Source organism: Streptomyces sp. CA-210063, assembly GCF_024612015.1.
Lineage (GTDB): Bacteria > Actinomycetota > Actinomycetes > Streptomycetales > Streptomycetaceae > Streptomyces.
On record NZ_CP102512.1, the window covers coordinates 7,764,287 to 7,779,887 of the forward strand.

Genomic DNA, 15,601 nt, shown 5'->3' on the forward strand with positions numbered 1-15,601 from the left:
GGCAGCCTGTCAACGTGCGATTTCCCGGTCGTTGCTCGAATGTGAACCCCGTGTTACCTGGTGCCGCTGTGGCGCGACTCACGTGGTGAGAGAGGGACGCAGGGAGCCGCGCACCCTTCCGGAACGCCCGCCGGACCCACGGCGGACCGTCCGCGAGACGCCTCGTATGCGATGGGGTTGACCGGGAGCGACGCGCTCGGCCGGTCGGGAATGGCGTCGGCCCTGCCGCTCTCCCCGGGGAGCGGCAGGGCCGAACGACTGCCTGACGGCCTTCCTGGACGGCGGGCGGCCTTCTCTCACCTCACCTGATCGAGCAGGATCGCGCCGCCGTCCAGTCCGGGGTCATTCCACCTTCTCGATCAGCGCGCGGCGGATCAGGAACTTGCCGGGTTCCCGGACCTCCTCGAAGGCGGTGTTGTTCAGCAGGACACAGCTTCCGGAGACCGAGGTGACCTCGACGGTCGTGGACTTGTCGTTGTCCAGGTTGGTCACCCTGAGCTTCGTGCCGGCCGGGAACTGGTTGCTGGACGCGGCCGGGGCGCCGCCCTCCCCGGAGAGGGTGACGGTGGAGCCCTCGCAGACCTGCTCGCCGGCCCCGGCGTTCCCCGTGTCACCGGTGTCCCCGGCGCCTCCCGCGTTCCCCGCGGCCTCGTCGCCCTGGGGGTCCTGAGCCGACCCCCCGGTCTCCGTGGCCGGCGCGGAAGGCTGCGCGGGCTGTGCCGCCTGAGAGCCCTGAGCCGACTCCCCGGCGACGCAACCGGACGCCTCCTGCTGGACCTTGATCTGGGCGACGACCGCCTCGCGGTTGGCGATCCGGGCCTCCGACTGGGCGTCGGGGCTCGCCTTCTGGTCCGCGATGAACCGCTCGTTGTTGCCGAGCGCGGTGGCCAGGCCCTGACAGACACTGGACTCCGCCGCGGTCTGCGCCGCGTTCGACGTGGCCGCCATGGCGAAGGCCCCGCCTCCCGCCACCGCCGCCGCGGTCACGAACAGGGCGACCTTCTTCTTCGTGCCGAGCGTTCTCCTACGCGACATGCGCGCCTCCGAGAGCTAGGGAGTGTTCGCCGGTACGTACGAGAGCCCGAACGAGGTTACTCAACGGTCACGGGAAACTCTCAAGTAACCCGCGCCACACAAAAGTCGGGGAGTTGCCGGGGCCTGAATCCCCACCGGGGGGTGCCCCGTACTGCCGCCCTATCGGGCCAGAGCGTCCCGTACCGCCTCGTCCGTGCGGGCCACCACCGCCGTGCCGTCGTCCGCGGTGATGATCGGCCGCTGGATGAGCTTCGGGTGCTCGGCGAGCGCCTTGATCCACCGGTCGCGCGTGTCGGCGTCCCGGGCCCACTCCTTGAGGCCGAGCTCCTTGGCGGCGGCCTCCTGGGTGCGGGTGATGTCCCACGGTTCGAGTCCGAGCCGGTCCAGTACGGCGCGGATCTCGTCCCCGCTCGGGACGTCCTCCAGATAGCGGCGGACGGTGTAGTCGGCGCCCTCCGCGTCGAGCACGCTGAGCGCGCTGCGGCACTTGGAACAGGCGGGATTGATCCAGATCTCCATGCCGCCACCGTAGCCAACCCGGTGCGAAGACCCGTGTGTGAAAACCCGTGTTCCACCTCTGTCACAGGACCTCTCAAACGCCTTCTGGCCAGGGGCGATTGTCAGTGGGGGGTAGTAAAATAAAAGACGTGTTCGAGGGTGTCGACGGGGGATTCCGGCGGCGCCCGGACCGCGACAGGAGGATGTCCGTGACCGCTGCCGCACTCAAGTCGAAGCCGCTGCCCACCCAGTCCACAGCCCAGCATCCCGTCCTGCTCGACCTGCCCTACGCACCGGTGGTGAAGCACACGCTGCCGCCGGGCCGTCCGCGTGATTGGTACATCACCCACAACCGGCGCCTGAAGGCCATGCGCCTCGCGATCGCCCTGCTCGACTCCGGTGTCCACATGCCGAACCAGGCGCGCAACGAGACGATCCGGAGCACGGCGGAGGTCATCGGTGTGCACCCGCCGTCGGACACCACGTGCCACATGGTGCGGGCGCTGATGCGCTACAGCCGCTGAGGCTTTCCGCTCGGGAGGCGTGAAAAAAGAGCGATCTCCGGCCGCCAGGGTTGGCCGGAGATCGCTCTAGCCGTGCCCGCTGGGGGTCCATACGATGCGGTCGCCCCTCGGTCTTCACAGCTCTTTCACAGATTGAGGGGACCTCGTGCATGTCTATTGACATGTACATGACCTCGATTGGAGAACCCCCCATGGTTCGTGGTCTCCTGCTGGGCGGCGCGGTTGCCGCCCTCTTCGCCGGCGCGCTACCCGCGCACGCCGATTCCCCGTTCGAGGACCCGCCCCCGGACAAGATCGTCATCAAGGTCGCCACGGTGAACGGCTCCGGCTGTCCGCAGGGCACCGCCGCGGTCGCCGTCTCGCCGGACAACACCGCGTTCACGGTGACCTACAGCGACTACCTCGCCCAGGTCGGCGGCGGCGCCCCGTCCACCGCGTTCCGCAAGAACTGCCAGCTCAACCTGATCGTCCATGTACCGGGCGGCTTCACCTACGCCATCGCCAGCGTCGACTACCGAGGCTTCGCGTCGCTCCAGCGCGGCGCGAGCGGCACCGAGAAGGCCTCGTACTACTTCCAGGGCTCCCCGGACACGGCCTCCAGAACGCACGCGTTCAACGGCCCCTTCGAGGACAACTGGCAGGCCACGGACGAGACCGAGTGGGCCCAACTGGTGTGGGCGCCCTGCGGAGTCGAGCGCAACTTCAACATCAACACCGAGCTGCGTGTGAACAAGGGGACGTCGCCGGCGAACAGCACGAGTTTCATGACCATGGACTCGACGGACGGTGACATCAGCACGATCTATCACCTGGCGTGGAAGGAGTGCCCTGAGGGGTGAGCCGGGTGCCGGGTGCCCTCTTGGTTTTGGGCGCCCGGCACTGTCCTTGGACTCGCAGGTTCGTTGTCTGCCGCCCGGTGGGGGCTGGTCGCGCAGTTCCCCGCGCCCCTGAAAGACCCCGGGCGCGCCCCATGCTGTTAAGGGGCGCGGGGAACTGCGCGAGCAACCGCACACCACCCGCACCCGCCACACAACCGAACCTCCCGAGCTCTCCAGCGAAAATCACGCCAGCTCCTTCTCCAGCGGCGTCCGGAACCGCGGCGTGACCCTGGTCGCCCCCACCCACCCCTGAAGCCGCTCCCCCTCCGCGGCGATCGCCGCCTCCCCCTCCCGCCCCACCCCCTCCGTGTCCAGCAGCCGCCAGACGATCTCCCCGTCGGGCCGCTGGGCCCAGCCGCCCACCACCCGGCCGTTCCACCACACCGTCGGGCCGACGTTGCCGCTGTAGTCGAAGAGGGCGGGCCGGAGTTCGGGGGCGACGTACCAGTCGCGTTGTCGCCAGCCCATGGCGGTGGGGTCGAGGGCGGGAAGGAGCGCGGCCCAGGGCTCGGCGGGTTCGTCGACGGGGGCCTCGTCGTCGGCGGTCACATACCCCGTGCCCTCGTCCAGCGTCACGGCCCGCGCCCCGATCGCCGCCAGCGCCCGGCGGACCTCGGTGACCCGCCACCCCGTCCACCACTTCAGGTCGGCCTCGGTGGCCGGGCCGCAGGCCGCCAGCCACCGGCCCAGCAGGGACGCCTGGGCCTCGGCCACGTCCAGCTCGGGGTGCGCGGGCGCCACGGCCCAGCGGAACTGGCTGGACGTCCAGGAGCCGAGCGGCCGCCCCCGTACGACTCTGCCCTCGACCCCCAGCACCTTGAGCAGCCGTGTCGAGACGGTGTGCACGCCCTCGTAGCTCTTGCCGGCCGCGTACGCGAACCGCTGCCGCAATCGCGGTTCGTCCTCGGCGAGTTCGGCCGCCGTCGCCTGGCCGCGACGGGCCAGCGCGGCCAGTGTCGACTCCTCGACCTCCTTCAGCCAGGCCGCGTCGGGCGCCCCGGCCGCCGCCATCTGCTTCAGCAGCGCGGCCCGCTCCTTGGCGGCGACCGTGATGCCGGTCGAGGCGTGCACCACGGCGGTCAGGTCCGTGGGGAACACGAAGACGGTGTGCCGCATGCCGTGCATCCGGACGAGCGTCCGGTCCGTGTACAGCGCCCGCTCGGTCTCGGCCACCGTGCGCCCCGGATCGGCGAGCCGCGCGCCCACCGCCAGATGCACCGTCGCGGGGTCCGAGCCGTGCAGTGCGACCAGCGAGCCGGCCACCTCCTCCGGGCCCGCCGCCCGCACCGATCCGGCCAATCGCTGCCGCAGCGCCAGCCGCGCCCGCCGCTCGGCCACTCCGACGTACCGCCGCCCGTCACCCATGCCCGCCGCCGGCCCGCCGCTCGGCCACTCCGACGTACCGCCGCCCGTCACCCATGCCCGCCGCCTCCACCCGTACGCCGTCCCCCGAGTCCTTGAACGCATCCTCTCGGACACCACTGACAATCGGGCGGTGCCGGTCGGCGGACCCCGTCACCCGACCGAGCCCGGGTTGTGACGCGGCCGGTAGCGACGGAGGCCCCTCCGCCTACCGTCGGCCCGATCCCCCGGCCCGACTACGCGTACCGCTCCCACACTCCGCCCACATACGCCTCCAGCCGGGCTCCCAGCACCTCCGGAGTCAGATCCGTCCGCCCCAGATCGCGCCAGGGCACCGCGACCTTCTCCGCGTCGGGCGCGTAGGCGAGCGCGTCCAGCAGCCGCCAGTACAAGTGGTCCTGGTCCCGGGCCAGTGGGCGCCCACCCGACGCCTCGTACCGCTCGCGGAACCCGAACCCGTACTCCGCCCCGTACAGCAGCGCCAGCGCGGTCGAGCAGTGCGCGACATCGAGGTCCGCCGGCCCCCACGAGGTCTCCACCCAGTCCACGACCCCACTGATCCGCAGGCCCTCACCCATGCCCGTGCCCGTGCCCGTGCCCGTGCCCACGCTCGTGCCCGAGCCCGAGCCCGTGAACAGGACGTTCCCCGGATGGAAGTCCCGGTGCAGAAAACACCCTTCGTACGCCGGCGCCTCCCGCTGGATCACCTCCACGGCCCGCTCCCACAACGGACCCCCAGGTGTGCTGACCCGCTCAGGAGAGGTCCAGGCCTGATACGTACGTGGCCGCTCCTCCGGCACGACCGCGTGGATCCGCGCGAGCTGCCCGGCCAGCAGGTCCAGCCGAGCGTCCAGGTCGGCGTCCTCCGCCACCCGCACCGACCCCGGCAGCAGGGACATCAACAGCGAGGGGTGGTCGGTGAGTTCGGCGGTCGGGTCGACGGCGTGCAGGCGTGGCGTGGGGATGTCGTCGTATGGGGCGAGCAGCGTGAGGATCGTGGCCTCGCGGTTCAACAGCCCGGGAGCGTGCAGCCGGAAGAACGGTTTCACGAACGACCGCAGGACGAGCCCCGTCCCGTCGTCGAGCGTCAGCCGACGCATCTCCGAGGTCCAACCGCCGTGCAGAACCGACCAGTTCAGCACCTCGCGGCCTGCCGGAAGCTGCTTGTCCACCCAGGCCCGGGTCGCCGCCCACTCCTGATCGTCGAATCCCATGCGGTCAGCCTCCCCGATAAATGGGATGCCCGCGCACCCGTCCCACCAGCATCCTGGATACGCGCAGCGGAGTCACCGGGCACCGGGCCCGCGCAGGACGGGCATCACTTTCCGGTCCCGGGACTACTCTTCTACGCACCGACGGACGGTCGCGCTCACCCCCAGCGCCCCGCCGGGACAGACACGCATCCGGTCCAGGCATATCCATCACCCACGCCACGCCCCAAGGAGTCCCGTCATGGGCACCTTGATCCTCTCGGCGACCGCGGTTCTGGTCGTCCTGGGTTTCTCCAACCAAGTCCTCTGGCTCGCCGCAGTCGCCCTGCTCTACCTGTACGTCCGCTACGGCCGCACGGGGGGAGGCTCGGCGGCTCCCTCGTCCGGCTCCCCGTCGGGCGGCGGCCCGGCCCAACCCGCTTCCTACCGCGCGTACCGCGATCGCCGTGACCAGCAGGCGAAGTGGGAGCGCCGCTACCGCCGCGAACGGCCTCTCGAGACCCGTCGTCAGGACAGGAAGAAGTAGCAGGAACAAGAAGGAGCAGGAACAAGAAGGAGAGGGAGTGGATGAGCAAGCAGGTGAGGAAGCAGCTGACGTAGCGAGCGAGCGGGCAGGGTGCCCCGGGGCCGGTCACAGCCCCGGGGCACCCCAGATCGGGAACCACCGGCTCAGCTCGGGCTCGATCCGCAGATCGTCCCCGAGTACGGCCCGGACGCGCAGCTCCAGCGCGTGGTCGCGCCGCTGCCCCGCACCCGGCAGCGGCGTGAAGGGGTAGAACGTCCCGCGCTTGTAGAGATAGACGAGCCCGAGCCGCCCGCCGACACCGTCTCCGTCCTCGTCTCCCCGGAATCCGACCACCGAGCACAGCAGTTGCGGCCCGAACCCGTCGCTCTCCAGGGCGCTGTTGACCGCGTGCAGATCACTCACCAGCGCGGGCAGCTCCTCCGGCCTCCGCCGGGAGAGCAGCCATGAATAGCCGTACTCGTCCCGCTCGATCTCGACGGGCGGCCCGGTCCGCCCCGCGTCCGCGTCGAGCAGCGCCCGCACCTCCCGTCGTACGTCGTCGAAGGCCCCGCCCTCGACGGACGCGAAGCACACGGCGCCCGTGCCGGTCGGGGTGAGGGAGACGGCCGCCTCCAGCGTGACCGAGGCCGAGGGCAGGGCGAAGAGCCGGTCGAGGTCGGGTGCGACCGGCTTCGTACGGCCGAGGATGATGTCCAGGAGCCCCATGCCCGCTCAGCCCGCCTTCCCGGATCCCGGTGCGGAGTCCTCGCCCAGCTCCGCCGAGATACGGCCCAGTTGGTCGAGCCGCTGCTCCAGCGGGGGATGGGTGGCGAAGAAGCGGGCCAGATGCGGCCGGCCGCCGAGCGCCGGGGTGAAGTAGAAGGCGTTGAAGGCCTGCGAGGCCCGCAGGTCCCGGGTCGGGATGCGCGCGATGTCCCCGGTGACCCTGGTCAGCGCGGAGGCGAGCGCCGAGGGCCGCCCGGTGAGCAGGGCGCCCGCCCGGTCCGCGGCCAGCTCCCGGTACCGGGACAGCACCCGGATCAGCAGGAAGCTCAGCACGTACACGGCGGCGGAGACGCCCATGATCACACTGAAGACGACGGCGGTGTTCTGGTCGCGGCGCCCGCCGAACACGTGCGAGTAGAACGCGAAGCGTGCGACGAGCCCGGCGATCACCCCGAGGAACGAGGCGACCGTCATGACGGCGACATCGCGGTGCGCCACATGGGACAGCTCGTGCGCGAGCACACCCTCCAGCTCGTGCGGCTCCAGCCGCCGCAGCATCCCCGTCGTCACGCACACCACCGCGTGATCGGCGTTCCGCCCCGTCGCGAAGGCGTTCGGCATCTCCATGTGCGCGACCGCCACCCGCGGCTTCGGCATGTCCGCGACCGCGCACAGCCGGTCCACGACCCCGTGCAGCCGCGGATACTCCTCCCGCTCCACCACACGCCCCCGCATCGCGTACAGGGCGACCCGGTCGGAGAACCAGTACTGCGCGCCCAGCAGCCCCGCCGCGAGCACCACGACCAGCACCCAGGACTTCAGCAGCGCGATCAGCACGGCCACGAACAGCACGTACAGCAGTCCGAGCAGAAACAGCGTGACGGTCATCCGCACGGTCAGCCGGGGATCACTCCGGAACCGGTTCGACATCCGTACCACCCCGCACTCAGGCAGGCACCCGTCCCGTCTTCCATTGTGCGCTCGGGCAACGGCATGGAGCCGTCAGTACGACGACCGATAGTTGATGTACCCGATCAGCAGGATCAGCCCCGCCACACACCCGAAGACGATCACCGTCGACACCCACGACGACCGGCGCGGCGCGACCGGGCCGGGGTCGGCGCGGAAGGGCTGCGGCGCGGGAGGGTTCTCCTTCCAGCGCGCCGCCAGCATCCGGGCCCGTGCGGAGGGCTCCTTGTGCTCGGCGTTGTCCGCCCACTTGATGTCGAACTCGCGCTCGTCGTCGTCCTGTCCGGGCATCCCCGTGTCTCCCCGTCGTCTCTCTCGAACAGTCGTGCAAGAAACCATACGACGACGCCCCCGTCCCGAGAAGCGGGAACGGGGGCGTCGGTGAACGGCTCAGCGGCCGGTCGACACCTCACGCGTGGAGCGCGGGCTCGATCACACGTCGAAGTACAGCTCGAACTCGTGCGGGTGCGGACGCAGCTGCAGCGGGGCGATCTCGTTGGTGCGCTTGTAGTCGATCCACGTCTCGATCAGGTCCGGCGTGAAGACGTCGCCCTGGAGGAGGAACTCGTGGTCGCGCTCGAGGGAGTCGAGGACGGCCGGGAGCGAGGTCGGGACCTGCGGGACGCCCGCGTGCTCCTCGGGGGCCAGCTCGTAGAGGTCCTTGTCGATCGGCTCGGCCGGCTCGATCTTGTTCTTGATGCCGTCGAGGCCAGCGAGCAGCAGGGCCGAGAAGGCGAGGTACGGGTTGCCGGAGGAGTCGGGCGCGCGGAACTCGACGCGCTTGGCCTTCGGGTTCGAACCCGTGATCGGGATACGCATGGCGGCGGAGCGGTTGCGCTGCGAGTACACCAGGTTCACCGGGGCCTCGAAGCCCGGGACGAGACGGTGGTACGAGTTCACCGTCGGGTTGGTGAAGGCCAGCAGCGACGGGGCGTGCTTGAGGATGCCGCCGATGTAGTAGCGGGCGGTGTCCGACAGGCCCGCGTAACCGGCCTCGTCATAGAAGAGCGGGGAGCCGCCCGACCACAGGGACTGGTGGACGTGCATGCCCGAGCCGTTGTCACCGAAGATCGGCTTCGGCATGAAGGTCGCGGTCTTGCCGTTGCGCCAGGCCACGTTCTTCACGATGTACTTGAAGAGCTGGAGGTCGTCGGCCGCGGCGAGCAGCGTGTTGAACTTGTAGTTGATCTCGGCCTGGCCGGCGGTGCCCACCTCGTGGTGCTGGCGCTCGACCTGGAGGCCGGAGGCGGCCAGCTCCAGGGAGATCTCGGCACGCAGGTCGGCGAAGTGGTCGACCGGCGGGGCCGGGAAGTAACCGCCCTTGTAGCGGACCTTGTAACCGCGGTTGTCCTCCAGCGCACCCGTGTTCCAGGCACCCGCCTCGGAGTCGATGTGGTAGTACGCCTCGTTCTCGGCGGTCTTGAAGCGCACGCTGTCGAAGACGTAGAACTCGGCCTCGGGGCCGAAGTACGCGGTGTCGGCGATACCGGTGGAGGCGAGGTAGGCCTCGGCCTTCTTCGCCACGTTCCGCGGGTCACGGGAGTACTGCTCGCCCGTGATCGGGTCGTGGATGAAGAAGTTGATGTTGACCGTCTTGTCGCGGCGGAACGAGTCGACGCGCGCGGTGGACAGGTCGGCGCGGAGCGCCATGTCGGACTCGTGGATGGCCTGGAAGCCGCGGATCGAGGAGCCGTCGAACGCGAGCTCCTCGGCCGGGTCGAAGGCCTCGGCCGGAATCGTGAAGTGCTGCATCACGCCCGGCAGGTCGCAGAAGCGGACGTCGACGAACTTGACGTCCTCGTCCGCGATGAACTTCTTGGCCTCGTCGGCGTTCTGGAACATCCAGCTCCTCCTACTCCCGACGTCCTGCCGGGGTGGTAGTTCGTTCGTGCTGCCAGTGCGGTGGCACACGCTGTCGTCGACACTAGGGACGGGTGATTTCTCGTACGTGACCCATTTGTTTCGCACAAGTTAACCGGACATCCCGCCCCGCACCCCACCTGTCCGTATGGCAAAACGGTCGCAGTACGGTGGGCGGGTGGACAAGAGGCAAGCAATCGGATCGTGGCTCTCCGGCCCCCGCGCGGCCGCGGAGGAAGCCGGAGTCGACTTCGGATACAGGGGAGAGCAGCTCGGTCTGCCGGAGGAGGGGCCGGGTTCCATCGCCCGCCCCGGACGGCGCCTCGGTGCCCTAGCCGTCGACTGGGGTCTCTGCCTCTTGATCGCATACGGCCTGATCACCGACGGCTACGACCAGGCCACCAGCAACTGGGCCCTGCTCATCTTCTTCCTGCTCCACGTCCTCACCCTGGGCACGGTCGGCTTCACCCCGGGTAAGCGCCTCTTCGGCCTCCGCGTCGTCGCCCAGGACACCGGCACGGTGAACCCCTGGCGCGCCGCCGTCCGCACGGTCCTGCTGTGCCTGGCCGTTCCCGCCCTGGTCTGGGACCGCGACGGCCGGGGCCTGCACGACCGGCTGGCGCGCACGGTGGAGGTCCGCATCTGACGGCGGTACGGCCGCTGGTACGACGAAGGGGGCGCCCGGTGTGATCCGGGCGCCCCCTTCGCCGTACGAGTAGGGAGATCAGCGGGCCTTCGGGCCACCCTTCGGCATGCGCATGCCCTTGGGCATCGGCCCCTTGGGGAGCGGCATGTTGCTCATCAGGTCGCCCATCGCGCGGAGCCGGTCGTTGGTGGCGGTCACCTGGGGGCCGGAAAGGACGCGCGGCAGCTTGAGCATGGTCGTGCGGAGCTTCTTCAGCTCGACCTGGCCCTCGCCGGTGCCCACGACCAGGTCGTGCACGGGCACGTCCGCGACGATGCGGGCCATCTTCCGCTTCTCGGCGGCCAGCAGGCTCTTCACACGGTTCGGGTTGCCCTCGGCGACCAGGACGATGCCGGCCTTGCCGACGGCCCGGTGCACCACGTCCTGGCTGCGGTTCATCGCCACCGCGGGCGTCGTGGTCCAGCCACGGCCCACGTTGTCCAGGACCGCCGCGGCGGCGCCCGGCTGGCCCTCCATCTGTCCGAACGCGGCCCGCTCGGCTCGCCGTCCGAAGACGATCGCCGTCGCGAGGAAGGCGAGCAGGAGGCCGAGAATGCCCAGATAGATGGGGTGACCGATCAAGAAACCGATCGCGAGGAAGACACCGAAGGTGATGATTCCGACAGCCGCGAGTACAAGACCGATCTTCTTGTCGGCCCTGCGGGTCATCTTGTACGTAAGAGCGATCTGCTTGAGTCGCCCGGGGTTCGCAGCGTCCGCTGCGGTTTCCTTCCTCGCCATGGCACGAAGTCTACGTGTCCGGAGAAGCGAGGACGACGGCGGTGCCGGTGGGGACCGGGGACCGGCGGCGGCGCTGGGGAAGCGGCGGCCGGGCGGCGGCGGTGCCGGCGGCGTGGAGCGGTGGTCGTGCGGAGGTGGTTACGACGTGCGCGAGGCGACGGCCTCTTCGAGGACGCGCTCGGTCTCGACACGGTCCTTGGCGCGGCGGCGGTCCTCCAGGACGGAGGTCCAGGCGTTGCGACGGGCGGTGCGCTGACCGCTGCTCATGAGCAGCGATTCGACGGCACGGAGTGCATCGGTGAAGGACGGGATCGCTGTGGCGCGTACGGGCGCGGCCTGCATGGGAGGTCCCCCTCGGGTATGACGGGCCTTGGCTAGGCCTGTACCGGGTGTAAAGCCAGGGTCACTGATTGGTGTTACCAGGGCGTGACCGACCGGTCAAACGCCAATGAAGCCTTGATGCGGAGCCCTTAAACCTCGACGCGGCCCTGACAGTGCCCTCATCTGCGAGGACGGTCAGGGCCGCGGTCAATCAGTCATTACCGGCGAGTAGCTTCTTGTGCTCAGATTCACACGACTGGTGGCACTCCGTGCCATTCGGGCGGAGCGTCAGACGGCCTGCGAGGCGACGTAGGAACCGCCCCGCTGCGGAGCAGCTGAATGACGCTGTTCCATGGCCATCTGGTACAGCCGGCCGGCGCGGTACGAGGAGCGGACGAGCGGGCCGGACATCACGCCGGAGAAGCCGATCTCGTCGGCCTCCTGCTTCAGCTCGACGAACTCCTGCGGCTTGACCCAGCGCTCCACGGGGTGGTGGCGGACGCTCGGGCGCAGGTACTGGGTGATGGTGACCAGCTCGCAGCCGGCGTCGTGCAGCTGCCGCAGCGCCTCGCTGACCTCTTCGCGGGTCTCGCCCATGCCGAGGATCAGGTTCGACTTCGTGACCAGACCGTAGTCGCGGGCCTCGGTGATGACCTTCAGGGAGCGCTCGTAGCGGAAGCCGGGGCGGATGCGCTTGAAGATCCGGGGGACCGTCTCGACGTTGTGCGCGAAGACCTCGGGGCGGGAGGCGAAGACCTCCTGAAGCAGCTCGGGGACGGCGTTGAAGTCGGGCGCGAGGAGCTCGACCTTGGTCTGGCCGGCCTCGCGCCGGGCCGTCTGCTCATGGATCTGCCGGACCGTCTCGGCGTACAGCCAGGCACCGCCGTCGGCGAGGTCGTCACGGGCGACGCCGGTGATGGTGGCGTAGTTCAGGTCCATGGTGACCACGGACTCGCCGACGCGGCGGGGCTCGTCGCGGTCCAGCGCCTCGGGCTTGCCGGTGTCGATCTGGCAGAAGTCGCAGCGGCGGGTGCACTGGTCGCCGCCGATGAGGAACGTCGCCTCGCGGTCTTCCCAGCACTCGTAGATGTTGGGGCAGCCCGCCTCCTGGCAGACCGTGTGCAGGCCCTCGCTCTTCACGAGGCTCTGCATCTTCGTGTACTCGGGACCCATTTTCGCCCGGGTCTTGATCCACTCGGGCTTGCGCTCGATGGGGGTCTGGCTGTTCCGGACCTCCAGGCGCAGCATCTTGCGTCCGTCGGGTGCGACTGCGGACACGATGGCTCCCTGTAGCTTCGATTCTTCGGCGTACACCAGGGTACGCCCGTGTGGTTCTCGGCCCCCGGGGTGGGCAACCTTCGGCATCGGGGTGACATTCCCCTGCGGGGCGCGGGAGAGCTCGGGGGGTCGGGTGCGATGGCGGGTGCGGGTGAGTGGGGGCTGGTCGCGCAGTTCCCCGCGCCCCTGAAAAGCAGGGGCTGCGCCCCGTGCTTTTCAGGCCCGCAGGACCTGGTCTTTCAGGCCCGCAGGACCTGGTCTTTCAGGCCCGCAGGACCTGGTCTTTCAGGCCCGCAGGACCTGGTCTTTCAGGGGCGCGGGGAACTGCGCGAGAAGCCCCACCGACCCGCACCCGCCATCGCACCCGAAACCCCCACCCCCTGCCGCGAACTACGCCGACGCCCGCTCCACCTCGCGCGGCTTCAACTCCGCGTTCTCCAGCACATCCCGCAGATGCCGCTCGGCCACCGGCAGCACCTCGGTGATATCCACGTCACGCCCCAGCTCGTCCGCGAGGGAGGCGACACCGGCGTCGCGGATGCCGCAGGGGATGATCCGGTCGAACCACTTGTTGTCCGGGTTCACGTTGAGCGAGAAGCCGTGCATGGTGACGCCCTTGGCGACACGGATGCCGATCGCGGCGACCTTGCGGTCCTCGCGCCGCTGCCCGGCGTTGGAGGGCGCGTACTCCGGCCCGTTCATCCGCGGGTCGAACTCGTCGTCGGTCATCCGGGGGTCGAGGTCCAGCGAGAGCCCGCCGAGCCGCTGCTCGACCGGGTCGCCGAGCACCCACACGCCGCTGCGGCCCTCGACCCGGCTGGTCTCCAGGCCGAACTCCGCGCACGTACGGATCAGGGCCTCTTCGAGACGCCGAACGTGGGCGACCACGTCCACCGGGCGGGGGAGCTTCTGGATCGGGTAGCCCACCAGCTGGCCCGGGCCGTGCCAGGTGATCTTGCCGCCGCGGTCGACGTCGATGACGGGGGTGCCGTCGAGGGGGCGCTCGTTGTCGGCCGTGCGCCGGCCGGCCGTGTAGACCGGCGGGTGCTCCACGAGCAGCACGGTGTCGGGGATCTCGTCCGCGAAACGCGCCGCGTGTACCCGGCGCTGCTCGTCCCACGCCTCCTGGTACTCGACGGCCTCCGTGCCGAACCCCATGCGGACGAACCGCAACCCACTCACGGCAAGCGCCTCCCTCGGCGGTGCCGCCGGGCGGCGGCACCGCGATAGCTCCGTCAGGCGCGTGACGCGCCCAAGCCACTGTACGACCGCACGACCGGGCGGTGTTCGAGCGGTGTCCGGCACCACGTCCGGCACCCCGGTCCGGCGTCCGGCGTATGCCGCGGCCGCCGGGCGTACGAGAGGCCCAGCCGGCGCGCGTCGGAGGCCGACCCCGTCAGCCGCGCAGCGAATCCTCACACGATCGGATGAATGGGTGCGGAACTGTGCGATCAGACGCTTACTCTCCGCTACATTCGCGCCGTTCACAAGGCCGCAAAGGCTTCTCACCAGGCAATCCGGGACACCCCGCCGACACCCGGAAGGCAGGAGACCGCACCGCAGATGACGGAACGACCCGCGCAGCGCACCCCCAACCGCCAGCTCGCCGCCCTCATCGCAGAAGCGGGGTTCTCCAACGCGGGACTAGCGCGCCGAGTGGATCAGCTCGGTCTCGAACACGGCCTCGACCTCAGATACGACAAGACGTCGGTCACCCGCTGGCTGCGCGGTCAGCAGCCCCGGGGGACGACGCCCGCACTCATCGCCGAGGTGTTCACCCGCCGCCTCGGCCGCCGGCTCACCGCCCAGGACCTCGGCCTGGACGCCTGCGCCCCCGTCTACGCGGGCCTGGAGTTCGCCGCCACCCCCGAGGAGGCCATCGACATCGTCGGCGGTCTGTGGCGCAAGGACTCCGGCAGCCACGCCGAACTCCGCAAGATCGCGTTCACTCCGGCCGGGCTGGTCGTCCCCAGCCGCGACTGGCTGATCGGCCGAGCCGACGACCGGGTGGGCCGGGGTGATCCGGGCGCCACCCGGGTCCCCCCGCAGGGCCGCCCGGCCGTCCCCCGGCAGCGCAGCCAGACCGAGCGCGGCCCCGGCCAGAAGGTCACCGGCGGGGACATCGCCGCCCTCCGCTCGGTCGGCGAGCTGTTCCGCGCCCTCGACGACGCGTACGGCGGGGGCCACGCCCGCCAGGCCCTCGTGCGCTACCTCGAACACGAGGCCGAGCCCATGCTGCGCGGCGCCTATGGCGAACAGATCGGCCGACGGCTGTTCGCGGCCGCCGCCGACCTGACCCGGCTGGCCGGCTGGACCTCGTACGACATCGGCGCGCACGGGCTCGCCCAGCGGTACTTCGTGCAGGCGCTCAGGCTGGCGCAGGCGGCGGGGGACCGGGCGTACGGGGCGTACGTCCTGGTCACGATGAGCCGGCAGGCGGTCTATCTGGGGCACGGACGGGAGGCCGTGCAGCTCGCGCGCGTCGCCCAGCAGGGCGTCGGGTCGGCCGTGCCGCCGGTGGTGCAGTCGCTGCTGCACGCGGTCGAGGCGCGCGGACACGCGGTGCTCGGCGAGGTGCGGGCCTCCACGGCCGCGCTGGTACGGGCCGAGCGCGCCCTGGAGACGGCCCGCCCCGGGGACGAAGTGCCCCACTGGGCGCGGTTCTTCGACGAGGCACAGCTCGCCGACGAGTTCGGCCACAGCCACCGCGACCTCCAGCAGTACCGGGCCGCGGCCCAGCACGCCGAACGCTCCCTGCAGCTGCGGGCCCCCGCCTACGCCCGCAGCCGCCTCTTCTGCCGCGTCGTCCTCGCCTCCGCCCGCCTCGGCCTCGGCGAACTCGACCAGGCCTGCCAGTTGGGCGCGGAGGCCGCCGGCCAGGCCGCCGAGATGCGGTCCGTCCGAGCCGTGGAGTACGTCCGCGACTTCGAGCGCCGCTTGGAGCCGTACCGCGACGCGGCGCCGGTGAGGGGGTACCGGGACAAGGTGGCGGCGCTGGGATAGGCGTA

The 15,601-nt window shown here is 70.4% G+C and carries 17 protein-coding genes; 5 read left to right on the forward strand and 12 right to left on the reverse strand.

The window, feature by feature from the left end; genetic code table 11:
• Positions 1–342 precede the first annotated feature (342 nt).
• Together JIX56_RS33895 and JIX56_RS33900 are read right to left on the reverse strand one after the other, a co-directional pair.
• Positions 343–1,035 (reverse strand): septal ring lytic transglycosylase RlpA family protein, encoded by a 693-nt coding sequence (locus JIX56_RS33895; protein WP_257546240.1) that lies wholly within the window; start codon positions 1,033–1,035, stop codon positions 343–345.
• A 159-nt stretch (positions 1,036–1,194) separates the two neighbouring features.
• The gene (locus JIX56_RS33900; RefSeq protein WP_257546242.1) at positions 1,195–1,554 is read right to left on the reverse strand and encodes an arsenate reductase family protein; all 360 of its coding nucleotides are present in this window, start codon (positions 1,552–1,554) and stop codon (positions 1,195–1,197) included.
• 188 nt (positions 1,555–1,742) lie between these two features.
• On the opposite strand from JIX56_RS33900, the gene JIX56_RS33905 reads away from it, so the two are divergent.
• Both JIX56_RS33905 and JIX56_RS33910 read left to right on the forward strand, forming a co-directional pair.
• A complete protein-coding gene (locus JIX56_RS33905; protein ID WP_257546243.1) occupies positions 1,743–2,057 on the forward strand; it encodes a hypothetical protein in 315 nt (104 codons plus the stop codon).
• 191 nt (positions 2,058–2,248) lie between these two features.
• Positions 2,249–2,896, forward strand: a complete 648-nt coding sequence (locus JIX56_RS33910; protein WP_257546245.1) for a DUF4360 domain-containing protein — start codon at positions 2,249–2,251, stop codon at positions 2,894–2,896.
• A gap of 222 nt (positions 2,897–3,118) precedes the next feature.
• On the opposite strand, the gene JIX56_RS33915 is transcribed toward JIX56_RS33910, so the two are convergent.
• Entirely contained in the window at positions 3,119–4,300 is a 1,182-nt protein-coding gene (locus JIX56_RS33915; RefSeq protein ID WP_257551285.1) for a winged helix DNA-binding domain-containing protein, read from the reverse strand.
• 233 nt (positions 4,301–4,533) lie between these two features.
• Complete coding sequence (locus tag JIX56_RS33920) at positions 4,534–5,511, reverse strand: phosphotransferase family protein (protein ID WP_257546247.1); 978 nt, start codon at positions 5,509–5,511, stop codon at positions 4,534–4,536.
• Between the two features lie 238 nt (positions 5,512–5,749).
• Here JIX56_RS33920 and JIX56_RS33925 point away from each other — a divergent pair, with 238 nt between their 5' ends.
• A complete protein-coding gene (locus JIX56_RS33925) occupies positions 5,750–6,034 on the forward strand; it encodes a hypothetical protein (protein ID WP_257546249.1) in 285 nt (94 codons plus the stop codon).
• 105 nt (positions 6,035–6,139) lie between these two features.
• On the opposite strand, the gene pspAB is transcribed toward JIX56_RS33925, so the two are convergent.
• The 4 genes from pspAB to glnA all read right to left on the reverse strand — a co-directional run bounded on the left by pspAB (position 6,140) and on the right by glnA (position 9,550).
• Positions 6,140–6,739, reverse strand: coding sequence for a PspA-associated protein PspAB (pspAB, locus tag JIX56_RS33930; protein ID WP_257546251.1), 600 nt, complete (start codon positions 6,737–6,739; stop codon positions 6,140–6,142).
• A 6-nt stretch (positions 6,740–6,745) separates the two neighbouring features.
• Positions 6,746–7,669: a zinc metalloprotease HtpX gene (gene htpX / locus JIX56_RS33935; protein WP_257546253.1), complete on the reverse strand. Its 924-nt coding sequence runs from the start codon at positions 7,667–7,669 to the stop codon at positions 6,746–6,748.
• A gap of 72 nt (positions 7,670–7,741) precedes the next feature.
• A complete protein-coding gene (locus tag JIX56_RS33940) occupies positions 7,742–7,999 on the reverse strand; it encodes an SCO2583/SCO2584 N-terminal domain-containing protein (protein ID WP_257546255.1) in 258 nt (85 codons plus the stop codon).
• A 141-nt stretch (positions 8,000–8,140) separates the two neighbouring features.
• A complete protein-coding gene (glnA, locus tag JIX56_RS33945; RefSeq protein ID WP_257546257.1) occupies positions 8,141–9,550 on the reverse strand; it encodes a type I glutamate--ammonia ligase in 1,410 nt (469 codons plus the stop codon).
• A 196-nt stretch (positions 9,551–9,746) separates the two neighbouring features.
• Here glnA and JIX56_RS33950 point away from each other — a divergent pair, with 196 nt between their 5' ends.
• The gene (locus JIX56_RS33950) at positions 9,747–10,214 is read left to right on the forward strand and encodes an RDD family protein (protein ID WP_257546259.1); all 468 of its coding nucleotides are present in this window, start codon (positions 9,747–9,749) and stop codon (positions 10,212–10,214) included.
• 78 nt (positions 10,215–10,292) lie between these two features.
• Here the strand turns inward: JIX56_RS33950 and JIX56_RS33955 are convergent, their stop codons facing one another.
• The 4 genes from JIX56_RS33955 to lipB all read right to left on the reverse strand — a co-directional run bounded on the left by JIX56_RS33955 (position 10,293) and on the right by lipB (position 13,775).
• The gene (locus tag JIX56_RS33955; RefSeq protein ID WP_257546261.1) at positions 10,293–10,994 is read right to left on the reverse strand and encodes a DUF4191 domain-containing protein; all 702 of its coding nucleotides are present in this window, start codon (positions 10,992–10,994) and stop codon (positions 10,293–10,295) included.
• Positions 10,995–11,132: 138 nt separating this feature from the next.
• Positions 11,133–11,336 carry an SCO2195 family GlnR-regulated protein gene (locus tag JIX56_RS33960; protein ID WP_257546263.1) on the reverse strand — a complete coding sequence of 68 codons (204 nt, stop codon included), beginning with the start codon at positions 11,334–11,336 and terminating at the stop codon, positions 11,133–11,135.
• Between the two features lie 267 nt (positions 11,337–11,603).
• Positions 11,604–12,593: a lipoyl synthase gene (gene lipA / locus JIX56_RS33965; RefSeq protein ID WP_257546265.1), complete on the reverse strand. Its 990-nt coding sequence runs from the start codon at positions 12,591–12,593 to the stop codon at positions 11,604–11,606.
• A 390-nt stretch (positions 12,594–12,983) separates the two neighbouring features.
• Positions 12,984–13,775: a lipoyl(octanoyl) transferase LipB gene (lipB, locus tag JIX56_RS33970; protein ID WP_257546266.1), complete on the reverse strand. Its 792-nt coding sequence runs from the start codon at positions 13,773–13,775 to the stop codon at positions 12,984–12,986.
• A gap of 381 nt (positions 13,776–14,156) precedes the next feature.
• On the opposite strand from lipB, the gene JIX56_RS33975 reads away from it, so the two are divergent.
• The gene (locus JIX56_RS33975) at positions 14,157–15,596 is read left to right on the forward strand and encodes a regulator (RefSeq protein ID WP_257546268.1); all 1,440 of its coding nucleotides are present in this window, start codon (positions 14,157–14,159) and stop codon (positions 15,594–15,596) included.
• Positions 15,597–15,601: the final 5 nt, after the last annotated feature.

Excerpts from the sequence above, each read along its gene's own strand:
- JIX56_RS33900 (WP_257546242.1), bottom strand. The coding sequence starts at position 1,554 with ATGGAGATCTGGATCAATCCCGCCTGTTCCAAGTGCCGCAGCGCGCTC.
- JIX56_RS33915 (WP_257551285.1), bottom strand. The coding sequence starts at position 4,300 with ATGGGTGACGGGCGGCGGTACGTCGGAGTGGCCGAGCGGCGGGCGCGG.
- JIX56_RS33940 (WP_257546255.1), bottom strand. The coding sequence starts at position 7,999 with ATGCCCGGACAGGACGACGACGAGCGCGAGTTCGACATCAAGTGGGCG.
- JIX56_RS33920 (WP_257546247.1), bottom strand. The coding sequence starts at position 5,511 with ATGGGATTCGACGATCAGGAGTGGGCGGCGACCCGGGCCTGGGTGGAC.
- JIX56_RS33895 (WP_257546240.1), bottom strand. The coding sequence starts at position 1,035 with ATGTCGCGTAGGAGAACGCTCGGCACGAAGAAGAAGGTCGCCCTGTTC.
- glnA (WP_257546257.1), bottom strand. The coding sequence starts at position 9,550 with ATGTTCCAGAACGCCGACGAGGCCAAGAAGTTCATCGCGGACGAGGAC.
- JIX56_RS33960 (WP_257546263.1), bottom strand. The coding sequence starts at position 11,336 with ATGCAGGCCGCGCCCGTACGCGCCACAGCGATCCCGTCCTTCACCGAT.
- JIX56_RS33925 (WP_257546249.1), top strand. The coding sequence starts at position 5,750 with ATGGGCACCTTGATCCTCTCGGCGACCGCGGTTCTGGTCGTCCTGGGT.
- htpX (WP_257546253.1), bottom strand. The coding sequence starts at position 7,669 with ATGTCGAACCGGTTCCGGAGTGATCCCCGGCTGACCGTGCGGATGACC.
- JIX56_RS33955 (WP_257546261.1), bottom strand. The coding sequence starts at position 10,994 with ATGGCGAGGAAGGAAACCGCAGCGGACGCTGCGAACCCCGGGCGACTC.
- JIX56_RS33975 (WP_257546268.1), top strand. The coding sequence starts at position 14,157 with ATGACGGAACGACCCGCGCAGCGCACCCCCAACCGCCAGCTCGCCGCC.
- pspAB (WP_257546251.1), bottom strand. The coding sequence starts at position 6,739 with ATGGGGCTCCTGGACATCATCCTCGGCCGTACGAAGCCGGTCGCACCC.
- JIX56_RS33910 (WP_257546245.1), top strand. The coding sequence starts at position 2,249 with ATGGTTCGTGGTCTCCTGCTGGGCGGCGCGGTTGCCGCCCTCTTCGCC.